This window comes from Aliinostoc maniaoense (assembly GCF_058172895.1).
Genome location: NZ_CP187953.1, coordinates 39,903 through 61,273, shown reverse-complemented (window position 1 = coordinate 61,273; position 21,371 = coordinate 39,903). Strand labels below are relative to the sequence as shown.

General features: G+C 39.2%; 33 protein-coding genes. 19 read left to right on the top strand and 14 right to left on the bottom strand.

The features are described 5' to 3' along the window. Positions 1-54: 54 nt before the first annotated feature. A complete protein-coding gene (locus ACPZ3T_RS29865) occupies positions 55-423 on the top strand; it encodes a hypothetical protein (RefSeq protein ID WP_490277455.1) in 369 nt (122 codons plus the stop codon). A 123-nt stretch (positions 424-546) separates the two neighbouring features. Here ACPZ3T_RS29865 and ACPZ3T_RS29860 read toward each other — a convergent pair whose 3' ends face one another. Beyond that, positions 547-1,098 (bottom strand): hypothetical protein, encoded by a 552-nt coding sequence (locus ACPZ3T_RS29860; protein WP_490277454.1) that lies wholly within the window; start codon positions 1,096-1,098, stop codon positions 547-549. Positions 1,099-1,257: 159 nt separating this feature from the next. On the opposite strand from ACPZ3T_RS29860, the gene ACPZ3T_RS29855 reads away from it, so the two are divergent. Next, positions 1,258-1,737, top strand: a complete 480-nt coding sequence (locus tag ACPZ3T_RS29855) for a hypothetical protein (RefSeq protein ID WP_490277453.1) — start codon at positions 1,258-1,260, stop codon at positions 1,735-1,737. Positions 1,738-1,757: 20 nt separating this feature from the next. Here ACPZ3T_RS29855 and ACPZ3T_RS29850 read toward each other — a convergent pair whose 3' ends face one another. After that, a complete protein-coding gene (locus ACPZ3T_RS29850; RefSeq protein ID WP_490277452.1) occupies positions 1,758-2,843 on the bottom strand; it encodes a DUF3696 domain-containing protein in 1,086 nt (361 codons plus the stop codon). A 193-nt stretch (positions 2,844-3,036) separates the two neighbouring features. Between ACPZ3T_RS29850 and ACPZ3T_RS29845 the strand changes: the two genes are divergently transcribed. Beyond that, positions 3,037-3,261, top strand: a complete 225-nt coding sequence (locus ACPZ3T_RS29845) for a hypothetical protein (RefSeq protein ID WP_490277451.1) — start codon at positions 3,037-3,039, stop codon at positions 3,259-3,261. On the opposite strand, the gene ACPZ3T_RS29840 is transcribed toward ACPZ3T_RS29845, so the two are convergent. From ACPZ3T_RS29840 to ACPZ3T_RS29825, 4 genes are read right to left on the bottom strand one after another with little or no spacing between them, the layout of a single operon-like run. Continuing rightward, positions 3,215-3,604 (bottom strand): hypothetical protein, encoded by a 390-nt coding sequence (locus ACPZ3T_RS29840; protein ID WP_490277450.1) that lies wholly within the window; start codon positions 3,602-3,604, stop codon positions 3,215-3,217. The two genes, ACPZ3T_RS29845 and ACPZ3T_RS29840, sit on opposite strands and share 47 nt — an antisense overlap. A gap of 4 nt (positions 3,605-3,608) precedes the next feature. After that, positions 3,609-3,908 carry a hypothetical protein gene (locus ACPZ3T_RS29835; RefSeq protein WP_490277449.1) on the bottom strand — a complete coding sequence of 100 codons (300 nt, stop codon included), beginning with the start codon at positions 3,906-3,908 and terminating at the stop codon, positions 3,609-3,611. Beyond that, positions 3,883-4,122 carry a hypothetical protein gene (locus ACPZ3T_RS29830; protein ID WP_490277448.1) on the bottom strand — a complete coding sequence of 80 codons (240 nt, stop codon included), beginning with the start codon at positions 4,120-4,122 and terminating at the stop codon, positions 3,883-3,885. The genes ACPZ3T_RS29835 and ACPZ3T_RS29830 overlap by 26 nt, the downstream gene beginning before the upstream one ends. A gap of 33 nt (positions 4,123-4,155) precedes the next feature. Further along, positions 4,156-5,196: an HNH endonuclease domain-containing protein gene (locus ACPZ3T_RS29825; RefSeq protein WP_490277447.1), complete on the bottom strand. Its 1,041-nt coding sequence runs from the start codon at positions 5,194-5,196 to the stop codon at positions 4,156-4,158. 137 nt (positions 5,197-5,333) lie between these two features. Here ACPZ3T_RS29825 and ACPZ3T_RS29820 point away from each other — a divergent pair, with 137 nt between their 5' ends. The 8 genes from ACPZ3T_RS29820 to ACPZ3T_RS29785 all read left to right on the top strand — a co-directional run bounded on the left by ACPZ3T_RS29820 (position 5,334) and on the right by ACPZ3T_RS29785 (position 10,042). Continuing rightward, positions 5,334-5,774 (top strand): hypothetical protein, encoded by a 441-nt coding sequence (locus tag ACPZ3T_RS29820; RefSeq protein WP_490277446.1) that lies wholly within the window; start codon positions 5,334-5,336, stop codon positions 5,772-5,774. Positions 5,775-5,802: 28 nt separating this feature from the next. Beyond that, positions 5,803-6,753 (top strand): HNH endonuclease, encoded by a 951-nt coding sequence (locus ACPZ3T_RS29815; protein ID WP_490277445.1) that lies wholly within the window; start codon positions 5,803-5,805, stop codon positions 6,751-6,753. A 117-nt stretch (positions 6,754-6,870) separates the two neighbouring features. After that, the gene (locus ACPZ3T_RS29810; protein WP_490277444.1) at positions 6,871-7,731 is read left to right on the top strand and encodes an AcrVA2 family anti-CRISPR protein; all 861 of its coding nucleotides are present in this window, start codon (positions 6,871-6,873) and stop codon (positions 7,729-7,731) included. Positions 7,732-7,797: 66 nt separating this feature from the next. After that, positions 7,798-8,271, top strand: a complete 474-nt coding sequence (locus ACPZ3T_RS29805) for a DUF262 domain-containing protein (protein ID WP_490277443.1) — start codon at positions 7,798-7,800, stop codon at positions 8,269-8,271. A gap of 40 nt (positions 8,272-8,311) precedes the next feature. Then, positions 8,312-8,695, top strand: a complete 384-nt coding sequence (locus ACPZ3T_RS29800; protein ID WP_490277442.1) for a hypothetical protein — start codon at positions 8,312-8,314, stop codon at positions 8,693-8,695. Positions 8,696-8,767: 72 nt separating this feature from the next. Further along, positions 8,768-9,064: a hypothetical protein gene (locus tag ACPZ3T_RS29795; protein WP_490277441.1), complete on the top strand. Its 297-nt coding sequence runs from the start codon at positions 8,768-8,770 to the stop codon at positions 9,062-9,064. A gap of 140 nt (positions 9,065-9,204) precedes the next feature. Beyond that, positions 9,205-9,537, top strand: coding sequence for a hypothetical protein (locus ACPZ3T_RS29790; RefSeq protein ID WP_490277440.1), 333 nt, complete (start codon positions 9,205-9,207; stop codon positions 9,535-9,537). Next, on the top strand, positions 9,527-10,042 hold the full coding sequence (locus ACPZ3T_RS29785) for a hypothetical protein (protein WP_490277439.1): 516 nt from the start codon (positions 9,527-9,529) through the stop codon (positions 10,040-10,042). Before ACPZ3T_RS29790 ends, ACPZ3T_RS29785 begins: the two co-directional genes overlap by 11 nt. 130 nt (positions 10,043-10,172) lie before the next feature. Here ACPZ3T_RS29785 and ACPZ3T_RS29780 read toward each other — a convergent pair whose 3' ends face one another. Continuing rightward, complete coding sequence (locus ACPZ3T_RS29780) at positions 10,173-10,742, bottom strand: GIY-YIG nuclease family protein (protein ID WP_490277438.1); 570 nt, start codon at positions 10,740-10,742, stop codon at positions 10,173-10,175. A 104-nt stretch (positions 10,743-10,846) separates the two neighbouring features. Here ACPZ3T_RS29780 and ACPZ3T_RS29775 point away from each other — a divergent pair, with 104 nt between their 5' ends. From ACPZ3T_RS29775 to ACPZ3T_RS29755, 5 genes are all read left to right on the top strand, one after another. Continuing rightward, positions 10,847-11,347 carry a hypothetical protein gene (locus ACPZ3T_RS29775; RefSeq protein ID WP_490277437.1) on the top strand — a complete coding sequence of 167 codons (501 nt, stop codon included), beginning with the start codon at positions 10,847-10,849 and terminating at the stop codon, positions 11,345-11,347. Between the two features lie 86 nt (positions 11,348-11,433). Then, positions 11,434-11,637, top strand: coding sequence for a hypothetical protein (locus ACPZ3T_RS29770; protein WP_490277436.1), 204 nt, complete (start codon positions 11,434-11,436; stop codon positions 11,635-11,637). Between the two features lie 150 nt (positions 11,638-11,787). After that, positions 11,788-12,036, top strand: a complete 249-nt coding sequence (locus ACPZ3T_RS29765; RefSeq protein ID WP_490277435.1) for a hypothetical protein — start codon at positions 11,788-11,790, stop codon at positions 12,034-12,036. A gap of 218 nt (positions 12,037-12,254) precedes the next feature. Then, a complete protein-coding gene (locus ACPZ3T_RS29760; protein ID WP_490277434.1) occupies positions 12,255-12,488 on the top strand; it encodes a hypothetical protein in 234 nt (77 codons plus the stop codon). Between the two features lie 223 nt (positions 12,489-12,711). After that, positions 12,712-12,984, top strand: a complete 273-nt coding sequence (locus tag ACPZ3T_RS29755) for a hypothetical protein (protein ID WP_490277433.1) — start codon at positions 12,712-12,714, stop codon at positions 12,982-12,984. Positions 12,985-13,035: 51 nt separating this feature from the next. On the opposite strand, the gene ACPZ3T_RS29750 is transcribed toward ACPZ3T_RS29755, so the two are convergent. The 5 genes from ACPZ3T_RS29750 to ACPZ3T_RS29730 form a co-directional block, all read right to left on the bottom strand. Further along, on the bottom strand, positions 13,036-13,302 hold the full coding sequence (locus tag ACPZ3T_RS29750; protein ID WP_490277432.1) for an HNH endonuclease: 267 nt from the start codon (positions 13,300-13,302) through the stop codon (positions 13,036-13,038). A gap of 73 nt (positions 13,303-13,375) precedes the next feature. After that, positions 13,376-14,473 carry an ASCH domain-containing protein gene (locus ACPZ3T_RS29745; protein ID WP_490277431.1) on the bottom strand — a complete coding sequence of 366 codons (1,098 nt, stop codon included), beginning with the start codon at positions 14,471-14,473 and terminating at the stop codon, positions 13,376-13,378. Next, the gene (locus ACPZ3T_RS29740) at positions 14,424-15,245 is read right to left on the bottom strand and encodes a DNA cytosine methyltransferase (protein WP_490277430.1); all 822 of its coding nucleotides are present in this window, start codon (positions 15,243-15,245) and stop codon (positions 14,424-14,426) included. Before ACPZ3T_RS29740 ends, ACPZ3T_RS29745 begins: the two co-directional genes overlap by 50 nt. A 192-nt stretch (positions 15,246-15,437) precedes the next feature. After that, entirely contained in the window at positions 15,438-15,914 is a 477-nt protein-coding gene (locus ACPZ3T_RS29735; RefSeq protein ID WP_490277537.1) for a hypothetical protein, read from the bottom strand. After that, positions 15,911-17,098: a GIY-YIG nuclease family protein gene (locus ACPZ3T_RS29730; RefSeq protein WP_490277536.1), complete on the bottom strand. Its 1,188-nt coding sequence runs from the start codon at positions 17,096-17,098 to the stop codon at positions 15,911-15,913. Before ACPZ3T_RS29730 ends, ACPZ3T_RS29735 begins: the two co-directional genes overlap by 4 nt. Positions 17,099-17,352: 254 nt before the next feature. On the opposite strand from ACPZ3T_RS29730, the gene ACPZ3T_RS29725 reads away from it, so the two are divergent. Further along, positions 17,353-17,742, top strand: a complete 390-nt coding sequence (locus tag ACPZ3T_RS29725) for a helix-turn-helix domain-containing protein (RefSeq protein WP_490277535.1) — start codon at positions 17,353-17,355, stop codon at positions 17,740-17,742. A 79-nt stretch (positions 17,743-17,821) separates the two neighbouring features. Beyond that, complete coding sequence (locus ACPZ3T_RS29720) at positions 17,822-18,088, top strand: hypothetical protein (protein WP_490277534.1); 267 nt, start codon at positions 17,822-17,824, stop codon at positions 18,086-18,088. Positions 18,089-18,458: 370 nt separating this feature from the next. On the opposite strand, the gene ACPZ3T_RS29715 is transcribed toward ACPZ3T_RS29720, so the two are convergent. Next, the gene (locus ACPZ3T_RS29715; protein WP_490277533.1) at positions 18,459-18,644 is read right to left on the bottom strand and encodes a hypothetical protein; all 186 of its coding nucleotides are present in this window, start codon (positions 18,642-18,644) and stop codon (positions 18,459-18,461) included. 220 nt (positions 18,645-18,864) lie between these two features. Between ACPZ3T_RS29715 and ACPZ3T_RS29710 the strand changes: the two genes are divergently transcribed. Continuing rightward, complete coding sequence (locus ACPZ3T_RS29710) at positions 18,865-19,146, top strand: hypothetical protein (RefSeq protein ID WP_490277532.1); 282 nt, start codon at positions 18,865-18,867, stop codon at positions 19,144-19,146. A 46-nt stretch (positions 19,147-19,192) separates the two neighbouring features. On the opposite strand, the gene ACPZ3T_RS29705 is transcribed toward ACPZ3T_RS29710, so the two are convergent. Beyond that, positions 19,193-21,205, bottom strand: a complete 2,013-nt coding sequence (locus ACPZ3T_RS29705; RefSeq protein ID WP_490277531.1) for a UvrD-helicase domain-containing protein — start codon at positions 21,203-21,205, stop codon at positions 19,193-19,195. Positions 21,206-21,371: the final 166 nt, after the last annotated feature.

The window sequence follows — 21,371 nt, the reverse complement described above, 5'->3', positions numbered from 1 at the left end:
ATATAACAAGAAGCTGAGATGGGAATCCTGGTAATAGTTGCGTTCCTTGCCATTATGAAAATCTTGAACTTCCTCAAACCCAAACCAGCCCAGCCAACAATTGAAGGCTACGGGCAACAAAGTAGCGGCGTTGAACCAGAACAAATTCAATCACTGATAGAATGGCTGTTTGCAAGTCTCCTGAATGCGGGTTACTTTGGTAAATCACACCTAATTTGGTATAACAGCAATGAACTAGACCCCAGTTTAGAGCGCATGATGAAAAAAGCCATGCGCCAGGGTGAGCCAGTTTTCTTATACCGTTGTGGTGGTAGGGTGTCGCCTCTGCCTGCTGGGTATTACTGGCGGATGATGAATGAACACCCATCAATGCGGATTTATCAGTTAGAGGTTAGGGATGATGAGTCTGCTGCAAATTCTTAGAGGAAAATATAGGCGATCGCTATAAAGTGAAAGGGTATGCGATCGCCCTATCCCATTCTTAGAGGAAAATATAGGCGATCGCTTAAAGACTGCGCCAACATGAATCAGATAAAAACAGACAATTTAACCAAGATAAGGGTATTGTGGCGGTTTAATTTTCAATAATTCAGCCCAGTATTTTATAGCATTATCTTTGGTAGTTTCTAGATCACGCGATTTATGAACTCTACCTATTTCCATCAAAAAATATGTCAGTTTAATTGCAGTAAATAGATTCACTAATCCCAGTGGCTTAAAATGTTGTAAAAATAAGTGAATAATGATTTGTAGTTTTTGTTTATGACGAAAATACAGCCACCATTTCATTTGATGTATGGCAATACTGGTTTGATAACCTAATATAGTTTCTACTGTAATTAATTTATCTTTAGCTTGATGATAAAACTGCATTTCTTGATTAAAATCACCTGCTTTTTGGGCTAAAGCAGCATCATCAGCTAATTGATAAGCTTCACTAATTAAATTACCAGCCGTTTCTGCTGAGTATTGAGTATAACCAAGTTTTGTATATATGGTAGCTGCTGCTGATGCCAATTGTGTAAACTTTTGGGCATCATGTAACCAATATATTTGTGCTTGTAGTTCCCCTAATGTAGTTGCTAAAGTTTCATTCATATTCAATTTAACTTTTCTTATAGTGATTGACCACAGCAGTATTTTAAGTATTAAGCGATCGCCCCCTCTCATTCTTAGAGGAAAATATAGGTGATCGCCCCCTCTGCCCCTCACACCCCAAACCCTGCTAAAATCCGTATATTCAATACATCAACTACCATGTCTGGCAAAGGATTTGGGCAAAGACAACCTACAAAAATCGATAAACTTATTGAATCTGCGGTGAGCTATTGCCACAAGCGACACCCAGAAGCATTAGATACAATTTTTGACAACCTGCCTGTAAAGCTTAACAAACAGGTATTAGATGGTACAGTTGCCGCTTTAAAAACAGATATTGATGCCTTGAGTTGGCTGTGTGGTTATTTTGCTGGAGAAATTAACCGCAGTGAGGACAACGATAAACCCTACCATCCCATCACGCTGTTATCAAAACTGTTGATTAAATCGGGAATGCAGCCATTTGTTGACTTTATGCCTTATGTCGGTTGCCGCATTTCTATACTCAACACCGAGAAATTTGAAGCACTGCCGCCCAAAGTGCAAGCAGCTGTTCAAGAAGCTTTTGACGTGGTAGAAACTAGTGGGGAAGAGGCACAAAGGATAAATGATGCACTGCTACGAGAGTTAGAAGTATAGTATATGACAACAAAAGCGATTTATGGTTTTGCAGGTGCTAATAAAACTGTTAAATTGTTTTCCCACTCATCAAAAAACCCATCAGGCCATCTGTCAATTCTGCCGTCCCGATTAATGTGTGGTGACACAACTTGAATAAAAGCTTGACCTTGTTGTTCTTGACGTTGAAAGTAATGTAATTGCACATCTTCTGATTCAATTTTTCTGCCATGAACAGCAAGACGGATTCCGTTTAAAATATGGTCACTATGAGTTTCTACTACAACTTGAACACCACAACTAGCAGCGTGGGCTAACAACTTACCTAGTTTTGTTTGTGCCTGTGAATGAAGTCCGGTTTCTGGGTGTTCAATCAGAATTAATGCACCAGGATTGGATGCTAGGATGGCTACGATAATTGGTAAAATATAGGTAATGCCGTATCCAACATGGTCACTAAATTTTAAGTTAACCAAATCTATATCTAAATGTGCGTTAACTTGAATACTTAAACCAGAACTTATTTCTCCTATCCATGCCTCAACTTGGTCTAGTAAATTTATTGATTTTGCTTGTGGGTGAGCAAGGCTAGGAATGGGGATTGCTTGACTACCATAAGTATAGAGAAAATGTGCTGTATATTCGCCAAGCTTACCAATTGGTTTAAGATTTTGCGTTTGGTAATTTAAGATTCCGAACTTAGTTGTTGCACGTTCTGATTGCAGGTGATGAAATTCTCCACTAAAAATACTTAATTGATAAATATCAGCATCAACAGATTTAAATCCAATGTCTAAAACATCAGCTTCTTGATGTAATGAGTTGTAGTTAAAATGCCATATTCCTTTAGCTCCGTTTGTTAAACCAAGCTCAAATTCAATATAGTCTTGTTTTGCATTTTCATACAAAGCATCCCTTGCCTTACCAATATTTATTAAATCCCCATTTAGCAATAAGCCAGTGTTTTGTAGTAACCCTAAAGAGTAAGATTGACACAGTAGTGAAATTGCTTGCAATACAGAGGATTTACCAGTGTTATTGTAACCAGAGAGTAGGGTAAGTGCTTTGAACTCAACCAATTGATTTTCAAATGGCTTAAAATTTGTCAGCCGTAATGAATTAAGCATTGAGATTTAAAATAGAGATTTGTTTATTTGCTATTATAATTTGTTAGTTAAAATTTATTTGGTAAGAATTGTAATGTTGAGTTAAAAAAATAGAGATTACTTAAATTTAATTCAATATGTATATTGAAGCTTATAAAATTTATAATAGAGAAAATCAAAGCCCCCATTTATTAAAAACCAATTAAATGTATAAATGAATCCTGAAGATTTTACACATCTTGTTAATGTTACAAGAGAAATAGCGACTAGAAGAAATAAAGCAATGGCAGTATTTAAATACAATAATACTTATTATATAGTTGATGCTCACGAATGGGGAAATGGTAATCCGTATGGGCAATATATCATCACGGTAGAACCGGGACAAAATCTTAATCAGGTGATTGACCTTGCTGAAACTGTTCCCAATCAACCTTAAGCGTCAGCATTTCAAATAATACGGGAGACAATACATCTAACTCTATTGGTTCACCAGTGTAGATGATATTTGGAAAGTCTTGAGGGTAAAAGATGCCATGAGGAATATTCTCTCCCAATAGCCACATTTTAGCTCGGTAATCAATACGTTCACCTGATGGTAAGTCAATCCAAAAATGCGGCTCAATTCCTTGATTTTGCAGAGTCAAAACCCCAATCATCGGTTGATGTTCTATACCATGATTAGTTAGTACAGTGTGGCAAATGCGAACCATACCATCACATTCTGTTTGAGAAGAATCATAGGAGTCAAGGAGTTGTTTGATTATCTGGTTTTGTGTCACTTTATTACTCGTCAATTAGTTCTAAACCAGTCTCTCTGGCCACGCGTTGAGCAACCGATTCTCTAAAGGAGCGAGGATTAGCTTGCAACCACTGAGAAAATTCATGTATCAAAATCTCGTTATAAATATTAAGATTTTCCTCTAACCAGTCTGCCTGTAAGCTATAACCAAGGTCTTGAAGAGCAAGTATGACACAGGCGTAATTGAACATATTACACAAGCTGCTAGCCCTAACCTCAGCCAATGCTTCCATTAAAAGCGGGGGGCGATTGCTCAAGTTACTCAATAATGTTTCCTTCCTCATCCCGTTTAACCTCCACTACTTTAACATCAAAACTTTCCCACTCCTGTACAGTAAACCCCGCCTCAGTTTCGTTGGGATACCGCCGCGCCATTTCCTGCCATGCAGCTTCTTCGTTGATTGCCCAGATGTAATGCCCCTGGCGTTCGCTCAGGTCATCACGGCCAGTGCAATCATGAGCATAAAGGGCGTTACGGGTGCAGCGATATTCGCGCATATTTTTTAGAACCTTGACGTTGCACCTGCTATTTTAGAACGTTGCTGGATATTCAAACTTTGGTTTCCAGCCATAATTACGTCCAGTTGCCGAAGCGGTTTGTGCTGTATTATACGCATCTTGCAAAAAATCTTGCCGTTTTTCTTTAGTGTTACCCGTTTGTAGAATCAGTGTCTCACGTAGGGGATGGTGGCTGGTAATCAAAAATTCGTTGCGGTTGTGTAGGCGATCCAAATATTTGATATCTGGGAGTCTATCAAATTTCCCTCCTTCACCCCGATTGCAGTCTTGTGATGATAACACCAAGTTCCATACACCATCAATATTTGGTATATATTCGTTTAACGAATGTGGGAAAAAGTGATCTACATCGGCTAGGTTTTTAGAACTTGGTTCAATCGAAATATCTGCAAATGAGTAAAAGCATTTACCTTTTTGATAGCCGTTAAGGGCATCACGGCATGAGGTGACATCTACCCGCCGCTTACTTTCGCCAAATGTAAATAGCAACTTTTGATCTGAGTCGTAGTTTATAGTCAGGAGATTACGCGAAATATCTAAATGCCAAGCAGTTTCTACAAGTTGCCACCTTGCATCTACTTCTTGTAATAAGTTATGAAATTGCTTTGTTTCTAATAACTTAAATAAGTCATCACTAACAGTAATCTCCTTGCGCTTCCTGGGCTTGTCATAAAACCTCACAGGTACTTGTCCAGATCCAACATTGTGAAACGCACCTAACACCACATCAAATCCTTTATTCTTAGTCACCTCAAGCAATTCATCTTGTGCGATCGCACCTGCCTTAAACTGCCGACACGCTTCAATAAAAGGATACGGGCGGTCAGCTTTTTGATTTTGCGTATCGCACTTTTGCATATGTTCAATAACGTACCGCGAATATGGTTCTGCTAACTCTTCCAAAGTGATGAGAGTTTTACCCTGCGGTGCTAATTCCAATAGTGATTTTGCCAGCGCAAATTTATAACACGCAACGTTTTTACCAAACAATATTATTGCCCGCCAATAATCCTCTAGCTTGGGGTCAATAGCAAAAAAATTTGAATCGCTCATTGTATTTTTAGATACTCACAATTTCGGCAACAGCCTAGCTCACGAGTTACTAAAAACACATCGCTTATATCACTGATATCAGTATTAGCCTGCTAATATTTGCTGTAGAATATGCGGGTTGTAGCCGCAGGCTCATCATGACTCATCGGTATCCGTTCAGTATCATTCACCCAACCGCCTATTACGGTCAGCGTGTAGCGGTTTACTTCAACCTGCATTATCACGTCTTTTCACTCAAGTCAGGTGGAAAAAGCGGGTCACTGCTAACTCATGCTGGAGTGTGCCGACTAAGGGATGCCGTATTTGAGGTTGAGCGTAAGGGACGAGAACGTGCTATTAAGCAAGGTCGCAAAAATGTTCACGCCTATGTTGTGGGGATTTTAGAGTCGTTAGAGTGGGATCAACTGAGTGATGATGCAGTGCGATCGCTCATTGATAAAGGCTACCAACGGGTGACATATAACCTGCATCCCGACCACCCACAGTTTTATTGCAAAGATGTGATGACTTATACGCCTGTTACTGCTGCTAAGGCAGTGATTTTAAACGATAAAATTGCTCTGACTCTAGTTGAGTAAATCAGTAAAGATTTGTGGCAGATGTAAGATGACTAAAAATCTCACCTACTACGTCAATAAGTTTGGCAAGCTCAGGGTATCTCGTTCTAATGGGGTTGCGCCTAATAAACCTATTTTGCTGCTGTCAATCATTGAGATGGTGAGCCAAGGGCAAGTTAGGTGTAATCAATTTCCCCTGTCGGCTGAACTAATTGCCACTTTCCTTAAGTTGTGGAGTCATTTAGAACCAGTACGCAAACCTGATATTGGACTGCCGTTTTACCACCTTACAAATGATGGATTTTGGCATTTCCAACCCAATCTCGGATTTGAATCAACAGTTACATCTAAAGCCAGATTTGTTACTCCTGGGGCTATTCGGCAGGCAGTTGAGTACGCCTATCTTGATGATGAACTTTGGTCAATATTGCAAAATCCCCAAGACAGAACTGTACTGGCTCATGTTTTGATTGACTCCTGGTTTAAGGAGCGTACACACGATATAGAGTCATTATTACAAGTCAACGCCTTTGCTGAACTACAAGAACAGTTGCGACGCACCGGGGGCAAGGTCTACCAACCAGAGGAATTAGAAGATGAACAAGCTGTAATTGTGCGGGATGGGGCTTTTCGTAAAATCGTTGTCTCAACTTACAATCACACTTGCGCCTTCTGCGGATTGCAGGTACTCGATTCGCTCGGACAGAACATCGTTGATGGGTCACACATCAAACCATTCTCCCAGTTCTACGACGACCGCATTGATAACGGGCTATCGCTGTGCAAAAATCATCATTGGGCATTTGACCGCTTTTGGTTCACCATTGACGATGATTACACCATTATCGTTGCTGACAACTTGCGGGAAGATTCACCGAACGCTAAACCGATGCGGGAGTTTGGGGGCGATCGCATTATATTACCTGCCCAAGAGCAGTATTATCCAAGGCAAGATTCCCTACAATGGCATAGAGAGGAATTTTTGAGACGTGCTGCCTAGCGTCCTGGTATGCCATCGCATGGAAATCACGGATCAATTAGGACATAACACTGTCATTTTGACCAATAATATACAGAGAATTTAACTTAAAAGCAGAACGCAGTTGAACGGCAAAGCATGACGAAAAAGCCAAAAGGTTGGTACAACCAAATTGTTATCCGCCCTACCTTACCAGTAGATGGCTATGAAAGCTATGAAAAGGTTTGCGGCTATGTTGCTGATGCCTATTTTTCTGGGGACGAACAATTGTTACAAAAGCAAGTTAGAAGTAACCCCAAAGAGTCAGGATATATTACTCTTTACACACTATTTAAAGTAGGGCAAGCCAAATGCCCGGCTTATTGGGTAAATAATGATTTGTTAAGCGCATTAATGCAATCAAATTTAGATATTGAAGTTGCAAATTTGCAGTGGGCAATGAAAACTGGATTTTTTATGCTGCCTACTGGTGCAGTTATGTCCCCAGAAAAACGCAGTATTAATGCTATTTTCTGGCATTTTGATACTGATAGTAACATTCTTTGTTGGGCAGCAATCGATGGACTTAGTTCTTTCTGCCGTCGATTTAAAATCGGTGATGACGTAATAAAAGCTCAATATACTGATGTTCAAGATTTCAATCCACAAGTAGTAACAGATTTTAATCAATATCTACAAGCAATTTTCTTACGTTTAATTTTGATAATGGAATGCCGTCCTGAGCTTGTAGATACAACAAGCGAAAAAGTCAGGGTGAATAAAGGTTTTGGCAAAGCACAAGCGCAAGATTTTTATCAACCACTTTGGCTTGGACAAGGATATCGACTCAAACGTGAAGGGACACAAAGCAGTGAAGGTAGTAGCAGTACACATGGTACTAAAAGTGTCCACTGGCGCAGAGGCTTCTTACGCAATCAACCTTATGGAGAAGGCAGGCAGCAAAGAAAATTAGTCTGGATTGAGCCAGTTCTTGTAATGGGGGGAAAGGAATCCGGTTGATGAATATTCCTGCTGAATTGGTGAAATCACTTAAATGCTGAGGTATAAGTTATGATAAACGATAATATGACTATTAAAGATTTTTCTAATAAAGACAGATTTATTCAAGAACATGGCCGTATGAAATTACCAGAATTTGTTGAAAAATTTACGTCTAATCCTAGTTATATCAGCATAAATTATCCTCAATCTAATCATTGGGATAATATAAAAAAATCAAATTTGATTGAATCTTTTCTCTTAAATTTTCCTGTACCACCTATTATAATTTATGAAACAACAACATTTAAATACAAAGTCATTGATGGCAAACAAAGGTTAAAAGCAATTGTAGACTTTTATCAAAATCTTTATAGTTTGACCGAATTAAAAATCATAACAGATTTAAATAGTTTTAGTTATGCTAATCTTCCAGTAAAAATCCAGAACATATTAAATAATTCTTTTATTAAGTACATCTATCTTCTGCCAACATGGGATGATGACGATGAAAAAATAATAAAGTTTATAGAGATTATTGCAAATCGTCTTAGCAGTTAAATAGCCAAAAATCATTTCCAACAATAGAATTTAAGATTATATGGAAATCTTGGAAACAATACAAGCAATTAATTTAGCAGTTCAGACATTAAGTGATATTGAAAATTTATCAATTGATGATGATATTAAAGAGCAATTAACTAATAAAGTTTTGGTAACTATTGGGATAGAAATAAATCCCGATAAAAAATATGTGCCGGGAAGCCAAGAGCAGATTATTAGAACCATTAGAAAATTAGGTGGTAGTGCCACTCGTGCTGACATTGCATCAAATACAGGCATGAACCCTAATGCAGTTAGTTCATTGCTAAGTCAATTGAGTAAAAAACGCACAGTTGAAAAGATTCAAGTTAAGAAATCACCCGTTAGAAATGGTAGAGGGCTAGAACCTGAATATGTTTATAAGCTTGTAGATAATGAATAATTGCACTTAGAATAATTTTTTGAATCAAATAATAGGTATAAAATAAAAATATGGGAGTGTTTATGTAAAACAATGAAATCAGAACAATTAAAAAATTTGATTATTAGTATTCTTCAAGAAAAGCCTAGATTTTTTGATCATGTTTGTACTAAAGATATCAAAGCTCTGCTATTAGAACATTATAATATTTCTGTAAGTGAAAAAATGATTATTAAAGTGATGATGCAAGTAGTAGAAGAGGGAAGAAGTAAATTTGGTGGGGATGGTTACGAGTGCGGGGATGGTAGTACGCTAACATGGGCTGACGAGAACTCTGTAGCTGGATCAAAAATGACAGGACTTCATAAGTATTGGTGGTTTAATATTTAGTTAAATTTAATCAACTTAATTCTTAAGTATCAAATAATAATGGATATTAAAATGAAAATCGACTAACTGAAACTAATACTTGATTTTTGAATCGTAAGTTATAAAATTTAAAAAAATATAACAGCAAGGATTATAGTTTTATGACTAACAATGAAGTAGTCAGGGATGTGTTTAAAAACCAGCAATACATGAGTCCAGAACAACTAAGTATTGCTCATGAGTTCCAGAAGATAATAGAAACTGAATATGCACTTTGCACGAGAGAAATGAAAAAAGCTAATCAAGCGGCAGAATGTAAGCTCATGGCTACAAATCCAGATGAAAAGTTATCAATAAACTATGCAGCACTAGAAATTGACGCAATTCGTGAATATTGGTTGAATCGGCTAGTTAGTCTGATTCAAATTATCGAAAACAGAAACCCTGCATTGAATAAAGAACTAGCAAATAAGTATTTAAATAATGAGCAATAACTTAGACCGTCTGCTGGGAATATTAAAACAGCAAGCAGACTTAATTGACCAACTCAACACACGTTCTGATTTTCGCCATAAAAGTACACAAAGTATTATTTTAGCTAATGGTATACCTTTTGATAAAAATGTCAAATCGCCATTTAAAGGACAACCAAAATCATGCTTTGAGAATTGCTTTAAAGCATTATGGGACTACTCCAACCTAAATTACTGTGAAGGCTTTGCTATTGATGATGATTTGAATTTAGCAGTATCTCATGCTTGGTTAGTTAACAATTCTTTTGAAGTAATTGACCCAACATGGATTGGGCATAAGTTTAAAGGTAGCACTTATTTTGGAGTAGTTTTCAATAGAGAATTTGTGATGGAGATGGCGGAAATTACTAGAAGTTATGGAATCCTTGATAGTGATTATATGAATGAACACAAACTAAAAAAAGAAGGATTTCCACCGTCAGCACTTCATCCGATATTTCATCCTTCTGTTAGTGTGCCGGAGTAAAACTGTTTTGGGTGCGCTTATGCTATGCCCTAATAATAGGCTTTGATTTGGACAATAATTTGGGGTTTCCTCTAAGAATGAAGGAAAATTATCAGACATTTTAATTAGCCCTTCTACACCATAAAACAGTCTACTTAAACGGCTGTCCCCACCGTTCCCAATTTTCTTTATTAAATGGACTGAGCCACTTTTGAATCAGGCTCAACTCTAACTCTTGCCGTGCGCGTCGCTCAATAGGAGCATCCCACCAAAAAGCGATGTTTACTGCTGTCTTCATCTCATAGCGATAATGTAAATCCTGGTAGCTAGCAATGTAATCCTTGCAGCCGTGAATCCCTTTCCACCGCTTGTTACTCCGGCAGGTTTCCCCCACATACAAAATTAACTCCGCCGCCGAGTCAACAACAAAGTACAGACACGCATCGCCGGGGCTATCAGCTGGCATCCTCCAAAACGAGAGCGATCGCACCTGTAACTGCAACGGATCAATCTGGTCAGGGTCACAGTGCTTGGGTGCAATGTCAAACAGTGTCACCTGCTCAGGTGGTTTGTTATCTCTTACCTTGTGCTGATATTCCAAAATCTGTGCCTTCCACTTCAGCAAAGCAGAAGCACTCATCACCAGTGTTTCTGTTCTAGGTGCTGGTGTAGGTTTTACATCTGGAAATAGGTTTAGCTGGTGATCTTCCAAGATAATCATTAGACAGTTCAAACTAGTAGATTATCTCCTAGAACTGAAGTTGCGATCGCTATTGAAAGTAAAAAATGCTGCTAGAATATCTGTAAACCATTTATTGAGAATTTATGGTAGGCAGAAAGAAGCTTAACCGCACTAATATTCATGCTAGGGTAGACCCTAAAACAGCAGATAAACTAAAAGAAATAGCTCACAAGCTAGGCTACATATACGATAATGAAGGCTCTACAGGACAGTTGCTAGATGCGATTGCAACAGAAAAGATTATTTTGATTCATAAGGATCGAAAACTTGAAAAGACTACCAGAAAATATCTTTATTTAGCAGAATTTATATTTCCTGATGAGACTTTCATAAAGATTGGTGTTACAGGGCTTCCCATCAACAAAAGGTTTCCTGGTAAAAATTATCAAGTTAATGTAATACATCAAGTTGAAGATTTGCTTACTTCTGTTCTTCAAAAGGAGGAATTAATTTTACAGCACTTTGCACAGTTCTCTTACCGACCGGTTAACGACTTTGATGGTCGGACTGAATGTTTCACAAGTGAAGTTCCTATTATCGAAATCATAGAAATCATGAATCAATCTCATTCAATTTATGGTTAACGTTTATTCAAAAATGGTTTACGGATTTAGCTAAATAGGTAATAATTATAAGTATGAGGGCAAAATTGATACCCTCAATTCAGGAGGTGATAAAAGTAGTTCAATCAGGTGGAAACGGACACAGCCAAGATCCAGACATCGAGAAAACTTATGAACATCTTGATGAGGATACCCAGACAACTCAAGACAGATGGGTTGAGGAAGATGGGGAAACAGGCGATCGCCGGATCGTATTTGGCGAAGAAGTCCGCGAGGATCTAGGAATCGAGGAAGAAGATGAAGAATCCTAACCTCGACCTAGACTAAATCAAAGAAGCCCTCAACTAGCCCTTGGGGGCTTCTCCTTTCTTTTTTAATTCTTAGTTTTAGTTTAGCCTATGTCTAAAATTGTTTTTCCGTTTCACTACCTAATTTACAGAAGATCGGGTGTTGACTGGTTTGTGAAAGAAAACGGGAGAGTTTTTTACAACCCTACTGACGAGCCTACGCAGTTAACCAATAGAGCCGAGCAATTTGGCACAACGGATCAGAATGTAGCCATCGAATTATTCCGCATTAATGGCGGTAAGCCTGGGTATTATTTAGCAAACCTGCGAGATAAAAAATACTACTACTGCGGTCAAAAATGGGAAGATATCAAAACCAAGCTAAGAGAATTAGGTATTGGTAGAGATGAACCAACCTCTTGACGCAAAGAATTTTTGCTTTGAGCGTAGTTTACCGCCGTAGACATCGCTCTACACTGTCGCTAAGAAATTTACACGTATTAATTTACACAATTTACATTTATGTTCTAAGATGACGAGGAAACGAGGAAAGCACTGGTTTATCCCCGGCTAGGGAACTCAAGAAGCGTTGGCGTAACCACCCACAATAAGCGCGATCGCCTTAGTCCAAAGGTAAAACTATGAAATATCACATTTGCGAGGAGCAAGCGACAAGAGAATGGCTCACCCTGGAATCGATTGATTACATTGTCGAGTGCTTGGAAGCTTGCAAATCACTAGAAATGGTGGCTAATTTACGGGCAATCTTCCCCAGGGCTGCGCTACGCTCGGCAAGTATTAAGGTAAGTGAAGCACAACGCCAAAGGCTTGTTGACTGGTTACAGGTGTTAAACCAAGAGGAGAAAGCTGCATAGTTTTTTTCTTAGAGGAAAAGCGACGATGCTCCGCCCCAAGCCCAGGCGATCGCTCTATTGCTCTATCTAAGATTGATCCAAAAACTGGCATTCATTATATTGGCAGCTTCCCTGTGAGTATGCCTTTCAATATAGTCTTTACCGCTTTAATCTCAGCAATTAGATACTGGGAACGAGATTTACTTTAATGTTTCAATCTATTAAATAATTGGAACGAAAAGTTATGGAAAATACATTAGTTGATAAAATATTCCGTGACAGCGATGGCAATATTGTCATCGCTCAAATACCTAATCTACCGCTTATTGTTTGGATAGTATCTAGTTTATTAACTTTAATTTTTACAACTGGCAAGATTAATACAGTATTGGATGTAGTAGCAAATGGCTCTTTATTTACTTGGGCGTGGATGGAATTATTTCAAGGCGTTAATTATTTTCGCAGGTCACTAGGCCTTATTGTCTTGATTGGTATTATCGCATCAAAAATTATCTAATTTGCTGTGCTTTTTCAAGCGAGGAAATTTATATGCGATCGCCCCTTTCCTCTAAGAATCAAATAATGATAATTGCCCTGGCGAAATATTAGATTTACCGCCTCTATGATAATTAAGATGACACGCACCACAAAGAGCTATAAGATTTGCTCTGTGGTTATTTGCTGGATTTCTGTCCCAATGATGAACTTGCAGCATATAAACTCGGTTTTTTAACTTTTCTCCTGGTTTGGCACACTGCAAGCCGCATTTTTCACAGCACCATTGCGCCTGCTGTTTAATTTCGGTTGCAATTTCTGACCAGTTTTCAGGATACATTGAGCATTAAATAATTATTCTATTAACTAATAAATATCATAAAATTAGGGGTTTGATTTATACCCCTAAACTATTAAGATTTCTTTGGTCTTGAAAAGTTTGGGTCTGAGAAAGCCACATCTCCAACTTTTCGCTTTTTTGACCTCTTAATAAAATCAATTATTTCTTCAAGGGGAATATTGCGCTTTCTCATATCTTCAATTAAAGGAATCGCCCCCACTGGTACTGATCCAATACTTCTGCCCTTCCACTCGCCGTCAATCTTCTCCTCCCAGTTAAAGCCCCAACGCCAATGGTTAGGATTATCAGGTTTCCTGTCTCCAATTACACGGGGGTAACTGGCGATCGCCCCACTCTTCAACTTCTTATTTTCAAGATACTTGTACAAACAACCCTTTTTTTTACTGGGTTTGGGCTGTTGCGGAAGCTGTGATGGCTGCTGTTTTTCCTCTAAGAAATTTGTCGCGCGAGTACGCGCGCCCGCTTCGCTAACGGGTATTAGCTCATACCATCCATACTTGAGAGTAAGGTGCTTTTTCTCCTTCCCTTTACCAGTTGTTACAGAGATTGCTTCCCCATTAATACCCGTTACTATGGCTTCGTAACCTACCCATCCCTCAAGGTTTTTGGTTCTGGTTTTTAGGATACGGACACGATCACCTATTTTTAATTGCTGTGTACACTCGATTGAATGATTTTCCTCTAAGAATTTGGTGCTGAGGGAATGGGGCATAGGGATTGATAACTCAATATCCCAAAGTCCCTGCTTACCTCTAGCTGGTATAGGTTCGGGAAGAATTTGAATATTTTGTAACTTCCAGGCATAACGCCCAACTTCCCACAACCCAGACCTTAATTCTGTTGGTGACTGCTGGGCTATAAACTCAGGAGTCATTTTAATGCAGTCGGTCAGGTCAGCGATCGCCACCACCGCACCAAACATTAATTCTGTTTCTGGCAACAAATCTAATAGTTGTTTACACCAGTAATCGGTATCTTTCTGCTTTTTAGCTGCATGAATAGCGATTTTACCTCTGTAATTAGTAGGCCAACTTCTAGTTTCAAAGTACTTATATCTACCAACTAAATAAGCCCAGGGTTGATGCAGAGTTATAGCTTTATTAAACTGCTGTGACGAGATTGGCGAGGTAACAGACTCGTTTAATTGCAACTGCTGCTTGCAAGGGGCAGACTGCACGGGCGTAGAGGTCGTTACATTCTCGTCGCTTGTTGAGGTGGTGACGTACTCCTGGGTAAATGGGAGCTGTATTGAGATTGTCTCGCCACCATCCATCAATACTTTTTCCACCCAGCCAACGGGGAAGCCCATCATCCACCCTGGCACGGCTGGGTTTAACTTGTCTCCCTTGGTTAAGTATGGTTTCAATTTCTGTTCCAATCTGGTCTGCCCAGCAGGCCTGCATCCCGTTGAGCCTTTCGCATACGTTGTTGGTGTAGGCAATAATGAAGAGTCGGTTACGTCCTTGCGGTGATCCGACTTCCGCCGCCGATATAAGATGCGGATCGTCCCAACAATAGCCGACCATTCGCAGTCCCCCAAGAACTGCTCGTAATCCTCTATTGATAAGCCCTTCAGGATTTTCAATGATGATGAAGCTGGGGCGGCCGTCGGCAATGCAGCGCAGGGATTCAAACCAGAGTGATGATTCTGGGTGTTCAAGTCCTGTTCCGTTTCCTGCAATTGATGTTCCAGTACAAGGAAATCCAATTGTGTAAAGGTTGAATTGTCCTGACTTGGGGTAGTAATTTCTAATATCGCTGTGGATCGGGATGTTGGGATATCTGCATTTAAGGACTGCTTGCGCGTCGGGGTTATTTTCGATGAATAATCCTGTAGTAATGATGTCAGCTGCTCCGGCTGCCTGGATTCCGAGTTCAAAACCGGCGATTCCTGCAAAGAAGCTGGCGTGTTTGAGTTGCATATATCCGCGATCGCTCCTTCATCCTCTAAGAATTTTCTGTAATTCCAAGCTTGCAACTGTTTTGGGGTATATTCGGCACTAAGTCCGTTATCCCAAGTAATAGTAAGCTTTTTGGCGTGTACACTCGATACCGTACCAAACCGTTGGCTTTGCCCGCCGAAGGCATCGCCAGGGGTAATGATTCTGTCACCCTCACAGTAGTTCATCATTTTCTCCTGATGTATCGTGCGCGTTATCTTTCCGTATCTGTATTTCTCGCTCGTCGTTTTGAGTGCGTTTTCGCTTAGTTAAGCTATGCGCTGCGGCGATTTCATCAGTTATTAATCCCACTCGTTTTTTAGCAATTGCAAACTGTTCTTGTGTCGCTTTATTCCATTCCTCACGAGCTAAAGCGTCTAGTTTCTTACACAGTAAAGTTTCAAAACGAGTATCAATTACACCAAATTCAACTAAGTGGTAAAGCTTGTCACCCGCACCACACAATTGGCATAGGGGGATGCGATCGCGGTCATAGTCATAATTTGGCATGACTAATTTAACTAAATGATTTTGAACTTTACCCGTATCCTGACAGCAAAAGCATTTCCAACTTGGCTGCCAAATCTCCTTATCCTCTAATTCCTCTGGGCGAATTGGTATAGGTTCAAATTGGGGGAAATCCTCTATCATGATTCTTCCCTCAACCAGCTAAATTGTTTAGTCTCCTTCGCCCAGCGCACAAAGTCGAGTTTTTCTTTGTCTCCCACTGCAAATTCTAAGGGATTGGCTGTCTCCTCGATGATGGCTAGCCAGTTTGGGGTGCGGGGGTCATTCTCCCATTTTGAATTTTGCGCCGGGGGAGTTTGATTTTTTGATTTGTACCACTGGCCTGCTAACTCTTCCCAGTTGGCCTCTACCCACCGCCGGGGGAGTGTAGGGGGATGGGGAAGCTGTGCGGCTTTCTGTTCTCCGAATTTCAAAAATTCCTCTCTCTCCCTGTCTGAGAGAGTATTTATAAAGTCTGAATAAGTATGAATAGTATGAGGGTTTTTAGAATCCTTGTCCTGTAAAGGTTCTGGCTGATGATTTTCTGAATTGTCAGAATCCATTCTGGGTTTCTGGAATCCATTCTGAGTTTCCGTAATCAATTCTGGATTATCAGAATCCATTCTGGGTTCTTGGAATCCATTCTGAGTTTCCATAATTGATTCTGAATTGTCAGAATGACTATCTTGTTGAGAATGGTTTTGCCATCTAAGAACAATTTCAGCTTTATCAATGCTGATTAATTCTGAAGCCTTTAGTTTAGCGATCGCTTCATAAATGCTGCTTTCAGGAATATCCAATTCAACTGCTAATTCTGCTGGCTTAATACGAAGCGGGCGATCGCACCAAGGATTTTTTAATTTCAGTGCAAAGTAGATAAAGGTTGCATTGTTAATGATTCCTGCGTCTTTTAGCTCTTTGAGTTCTTGAGCTTTTAGTGCATAATGTCGCTCTGGAGTTGATTCCTCATGATGCTTGTAGACTTCTTGCCAGTGTTTTTCTGCATTGGATAACTTTTTCTTAAACTTCCTGTTGATTCCATCTCCCTCAACACAAGGAATAATTTCTAAAATTTCATCCTTAATTGATTTGCCTTGAGTATCATTCCAAACAGCTTGTAATTTCAGGCATGGGTGACAACCTTTTTTTAAAGCATTGTAATGAGTCTTAATTCGAGATAACTGCTTCTGTCCTGTTGAAATGTCTTTAGTTTGGCCAACATAGGAATAACCTGTTTGTTCACAGTAAATTCTGTAAATTGCGCCAAACTGGTATCCATACTGTGCGATCGCATCGTCTAATGTCATTCTGTAATGTTGTTCTGCCACAGCTACGACTCCCTTGTTGCAACTGCGACATTACGGAAGCTAAAACTTCCGTCAAAAGACGTTTGCGTAGTTTTGCTGATTGTCATACTATTCTCTTAGCTTTAACAATTGCCCTGGCAAGTAACTTGTCGGGGCTGTTTCATTGAGATAGAATCAAAATCTAATCAACTTATCAGATTGATTAGATTCATCTAGTAGATTGATAGCTAGTATATAATACATCTACTAGTTTAATGATGGGGTAACAAAAATTTATGACTCAGATCAGCAAGCTTTTCAAGCAAGCAATGGATCGACACGGTATACAAGGAAAGGAGCTAGCCAGTTTAGTTGGCATTGGCCCGAACCATTTATCTGAGTTTAGGAATGGTAAAAAGTGGGTAAGCCCAGAGGTATTTTCAGCCTTATTAGAAGGAATGGATCAACTTGCTCCTGGCTCTCGTCGTTATTTCTGCGAGTTATTGGCAAATGAGCCACTGACTTCGGAGGAGGAAAAGACCAGCATTGTAGATATGATTGATGCTGCTAATGATGATGAAATAGAGCAGGTATTGCTAGCTATTGGTCGTAAATGGAAGACAACACGACAGAATCAGCCGATTTCTAATGGTTATAGCGCAAAATTAGAAGGTGCGATCGCCTGATGATTTGCTATTGCGAGTTATGATTGATAGCTATCGATCATGATCAGGGTATGGCTGTATGCTAGAGGGAATAAACTTTGTGACTGCACAAGATGTAAAGCGAATGCTCGAAGAATTATCCCAAGACGAAAGGGAAGCCCTGATAGCAGAGGAGGTGAAAAAGCTGTCTCCAGAGTCCAAGCTGCGAGTGCTTGGGTTGGCTGAATCAGGGTTAACTATTGTAACAGGATCGTTTGTAAGTCTCAATTCAGATGTGTCCATTAATATACAAAACACTTCTGGTTTCGATGCAGAAAAGATTTTTGGAGCTTTAGCAGAATACTATAAGCAGCGAGATAAAAAGTAAGTATGTCTGCGATTCTTAGAGGAAATTAGGCGATCCGATAGTGCGATCGCTAAAAATTATTATTTGTCACTTGATGATGGAGCTAATATTAAAAAGAAAACTCCCGGTGTTACCAGCACCAAGAGCTTTATTGCACTAAAAAAAGTAGACCTCGTTGTTTGTCAACGGGGTTTATTTATTAGGATTATTCGGGATTAAATAGCCCATAAATGCCCAAATATTAACTTTTGCAACATCAAGAAAAGCTGTACTGCTATTGTGATTTGAAGGATAAAGTCACACTGAAATCCAGTAATTTTGTGAATTTTAGGCCAGGTTATAATTCACGAATTAGGTCACAAAATAGATAAAAGCACAGCTATTATTTTAATTAATCATTACTCCACTCATCAATCATTACTCCACCAAGGTATAAAGCCATAGCAAAGCAAGCAACTGCTGGTGCAGAAGTTATCCCAAGCAGAGCAAGAGGAACTCCTAGTGCCAAGCCTTTAGTCCCTGCCTCCAAAGTTTCTTTCGCAACTTTCGCATATGAATCACTTTTTTTCCAAGCCATAAAAGTAACCTATCTAACGTTACGTTGAGAATTTTGGAAGCTCCCACTCTTATCCTAACAAAGTTCATCAAGCAAATAGTGCTAATAACTACAAGCGAATAGTGTTGATAACCACATCTCTCACAAGGATGACACCAGCGATCGCTATCATAGACATAGAAAGTTAGTTATTGGTTAATTTTGCGGGATAATCAAAAACTATACTTATCAACAAATTACTATGTTAGATATCAAATGGGCAATGGAGCAGTTAGGCATACCTGACGAAACCAGTGCAATTAGTATTTTGGGGAAGTTAGATAAATTTAATTACGGATGTTTTCATTGCGGCTCATCTCATGATTTACGTTACACAGAGATGAATGAGGTTTTGTGTAAAGAATGTAGAGATGAGCTTTGTTTTGATGATGATGGGTTACTAGATTACGAAAATTTTGATGCAGAATTTGCTCAGGTTTTCGCTGAGGTAGAAGAAGAATGGCTAGATGATGAAATTTCTTAGAGGAAATTAGGCGATAGCACCATACAAGCGATCGCCACACTACTAATTAAAAATCATCATTATTAGAATCAGCAGTTACAGTAGGCTGATTTTCTTTTTTTTCTGTCTTTGGCGGTGTATACCAATCTGGCTCACCTACTATAAATAACTCAGATTTACTGCGAGTTAGTGCTACATAAAGTAAATTTTCCTCTTGCTCTAGTTGCCAATCTTGCTGATTTCTCCAAGTCATAGGTAAATCCTTTGGCTTGTAAATAAATATTCTCTCTGCCTCACCTCCTTTATATTTGTGGATGTTAGATAAAGTAATAGGCGAGTTTGTATCACTAAATATTCTATCAATACAAACTTTTAAATCATCAACATTTTTAGCTTGTGTTTGAGATTGATAAATAGCTAAAATCGCTTCTAACTTGTCCAACAATTTTTGTTTAAGTTCTTCCTCATTATCTAGGTCACGATAGCGTTGCAATTTGATGTCCTGGTACTGTGCAACAGCATCGTTAAAAAACTCAAAGCTATACCCAGGCATCTTTGCTATTAGGTCAATTTCTTTTTTAATTAAGTCCCCTACATCACGACCTTTAACAGTAGCCTTTATCCCCTGACCAATTAATTTAATACACAAGCTAACTAATGGGGCATTTTTCCGGCCAATGATTACATCACCATTTTTTATAAATTTCTCAATTTCTACTGCTTCAATTTGATGGATTATCCCCTCAATCGCATCTGGTGCTGGCTCAATGGGAATATTGGGGAAGATTTTCTTAACTAGGGCAATGTGGGATTTCGGACAACGATAGCAAATTGATAACGGTAATTCTGTAGCTCTAGTAAGCCTGACAATGTTGTTGTAGCTTTGGTTATCCGCCCCGGCGAATCCCATGATAGCTTGCCTTGGATCTCCAACAGCAAGTATTCTGCCAGTATCACCTATTAGCATCAGCACAAATGTTAGTTGCAACGGGTTCAAGTCCTGGCACTCGTCAACCAAAGCAAACTTGTACGGTTTAAACCAGGGCTGCTCATGCAGTCGCCACTTAACAGCAAGCCAGATTTGATCAGTGTAATCCAGCTTCTTCTGTTGAATTGCCATCTCCTCACCAATTTTGAGGCAATAAGCAATCCATCGGGCTACTAACTGCGGTTGTTGTACGCTGTCAATTTCATGATGATTTGCGATCGCTCTAATAATCTCTGCTGTGGGTTCTTGATTGTTCAATCTCACCAAATCAATTAGTTTTAGAAAATCGTCACTGTCACTGATGATTTTTTCACTCTGCAACCTACCTATAGGAATGTTACGTCTTCGGTTAGGAATTAATTCTAAGCTTTGGGCAATCTTCTCATATTTATATTTAGAAACTGTTATGTCTTCATTGCGCTTAACTCCAAGCTCTTTTCTGATGAGAGTGAAGGCAGCACTGTGTAATGTACTAATTGAACTTTTCCAAAGTAGGCCAAATTTTTTAATTAAATCTGTGGAATTATCCTTCCCAAAAACACAAATCTTGATTTCATTAGGTCTTAATCCAGCTTCCCATAGGGATTTTGCAACTATTCTCAGTGTGCTACTTTTACCAGAACCTGCTACAGCGTTGCAACAGCCGTTACCCTTTTGGTTGATAACCCAATCAATTATTCCTAATTGAAATCTTGAAGGAATAAAACCAAACTTTGCTTTATACTCTGCAATTTGACTATTTGAAAATTCTAGATTGGGTAAAGATGGTGCGGACAGTGCGGTATTTGAGCTAGGTAAAGTATCCCTACTTTCCGAAACATTAGGTAATGTAGTTTGTACAGTTGTCTCATCAATATCATTGCCAGATAAACATTCTATAGCCAGCTTTATTTGCGCTAATTCATCTTTACTCAACTTATCCAATACAGAAATGATTGATTCAAATGGGCTAGTTTGTCCATCCAGCGATCGCGCGTATCGCTCAATATCCTCTAAGAATATCTCAGGAACTCGTACAGCTTTTGTGGGTAAATGCTGCCAAGCTGCTTTCTGCTTGGTTAGATGCTCAGTTTTAGGATGATAGTTTGGCATACTTTTGGGTCGGACACTATTACTAAATAGTATAGTGAATGCAGCGTACGCTCGATAAATAAATATTAAAGCCTACATTTTAGAACATAAAGCTACGCTTTTAAAGAAAGTTGTTGCAAAGCCGTTTCTATCATTGACTCCCTTACGGTCGATTCCCCCCTCCGCC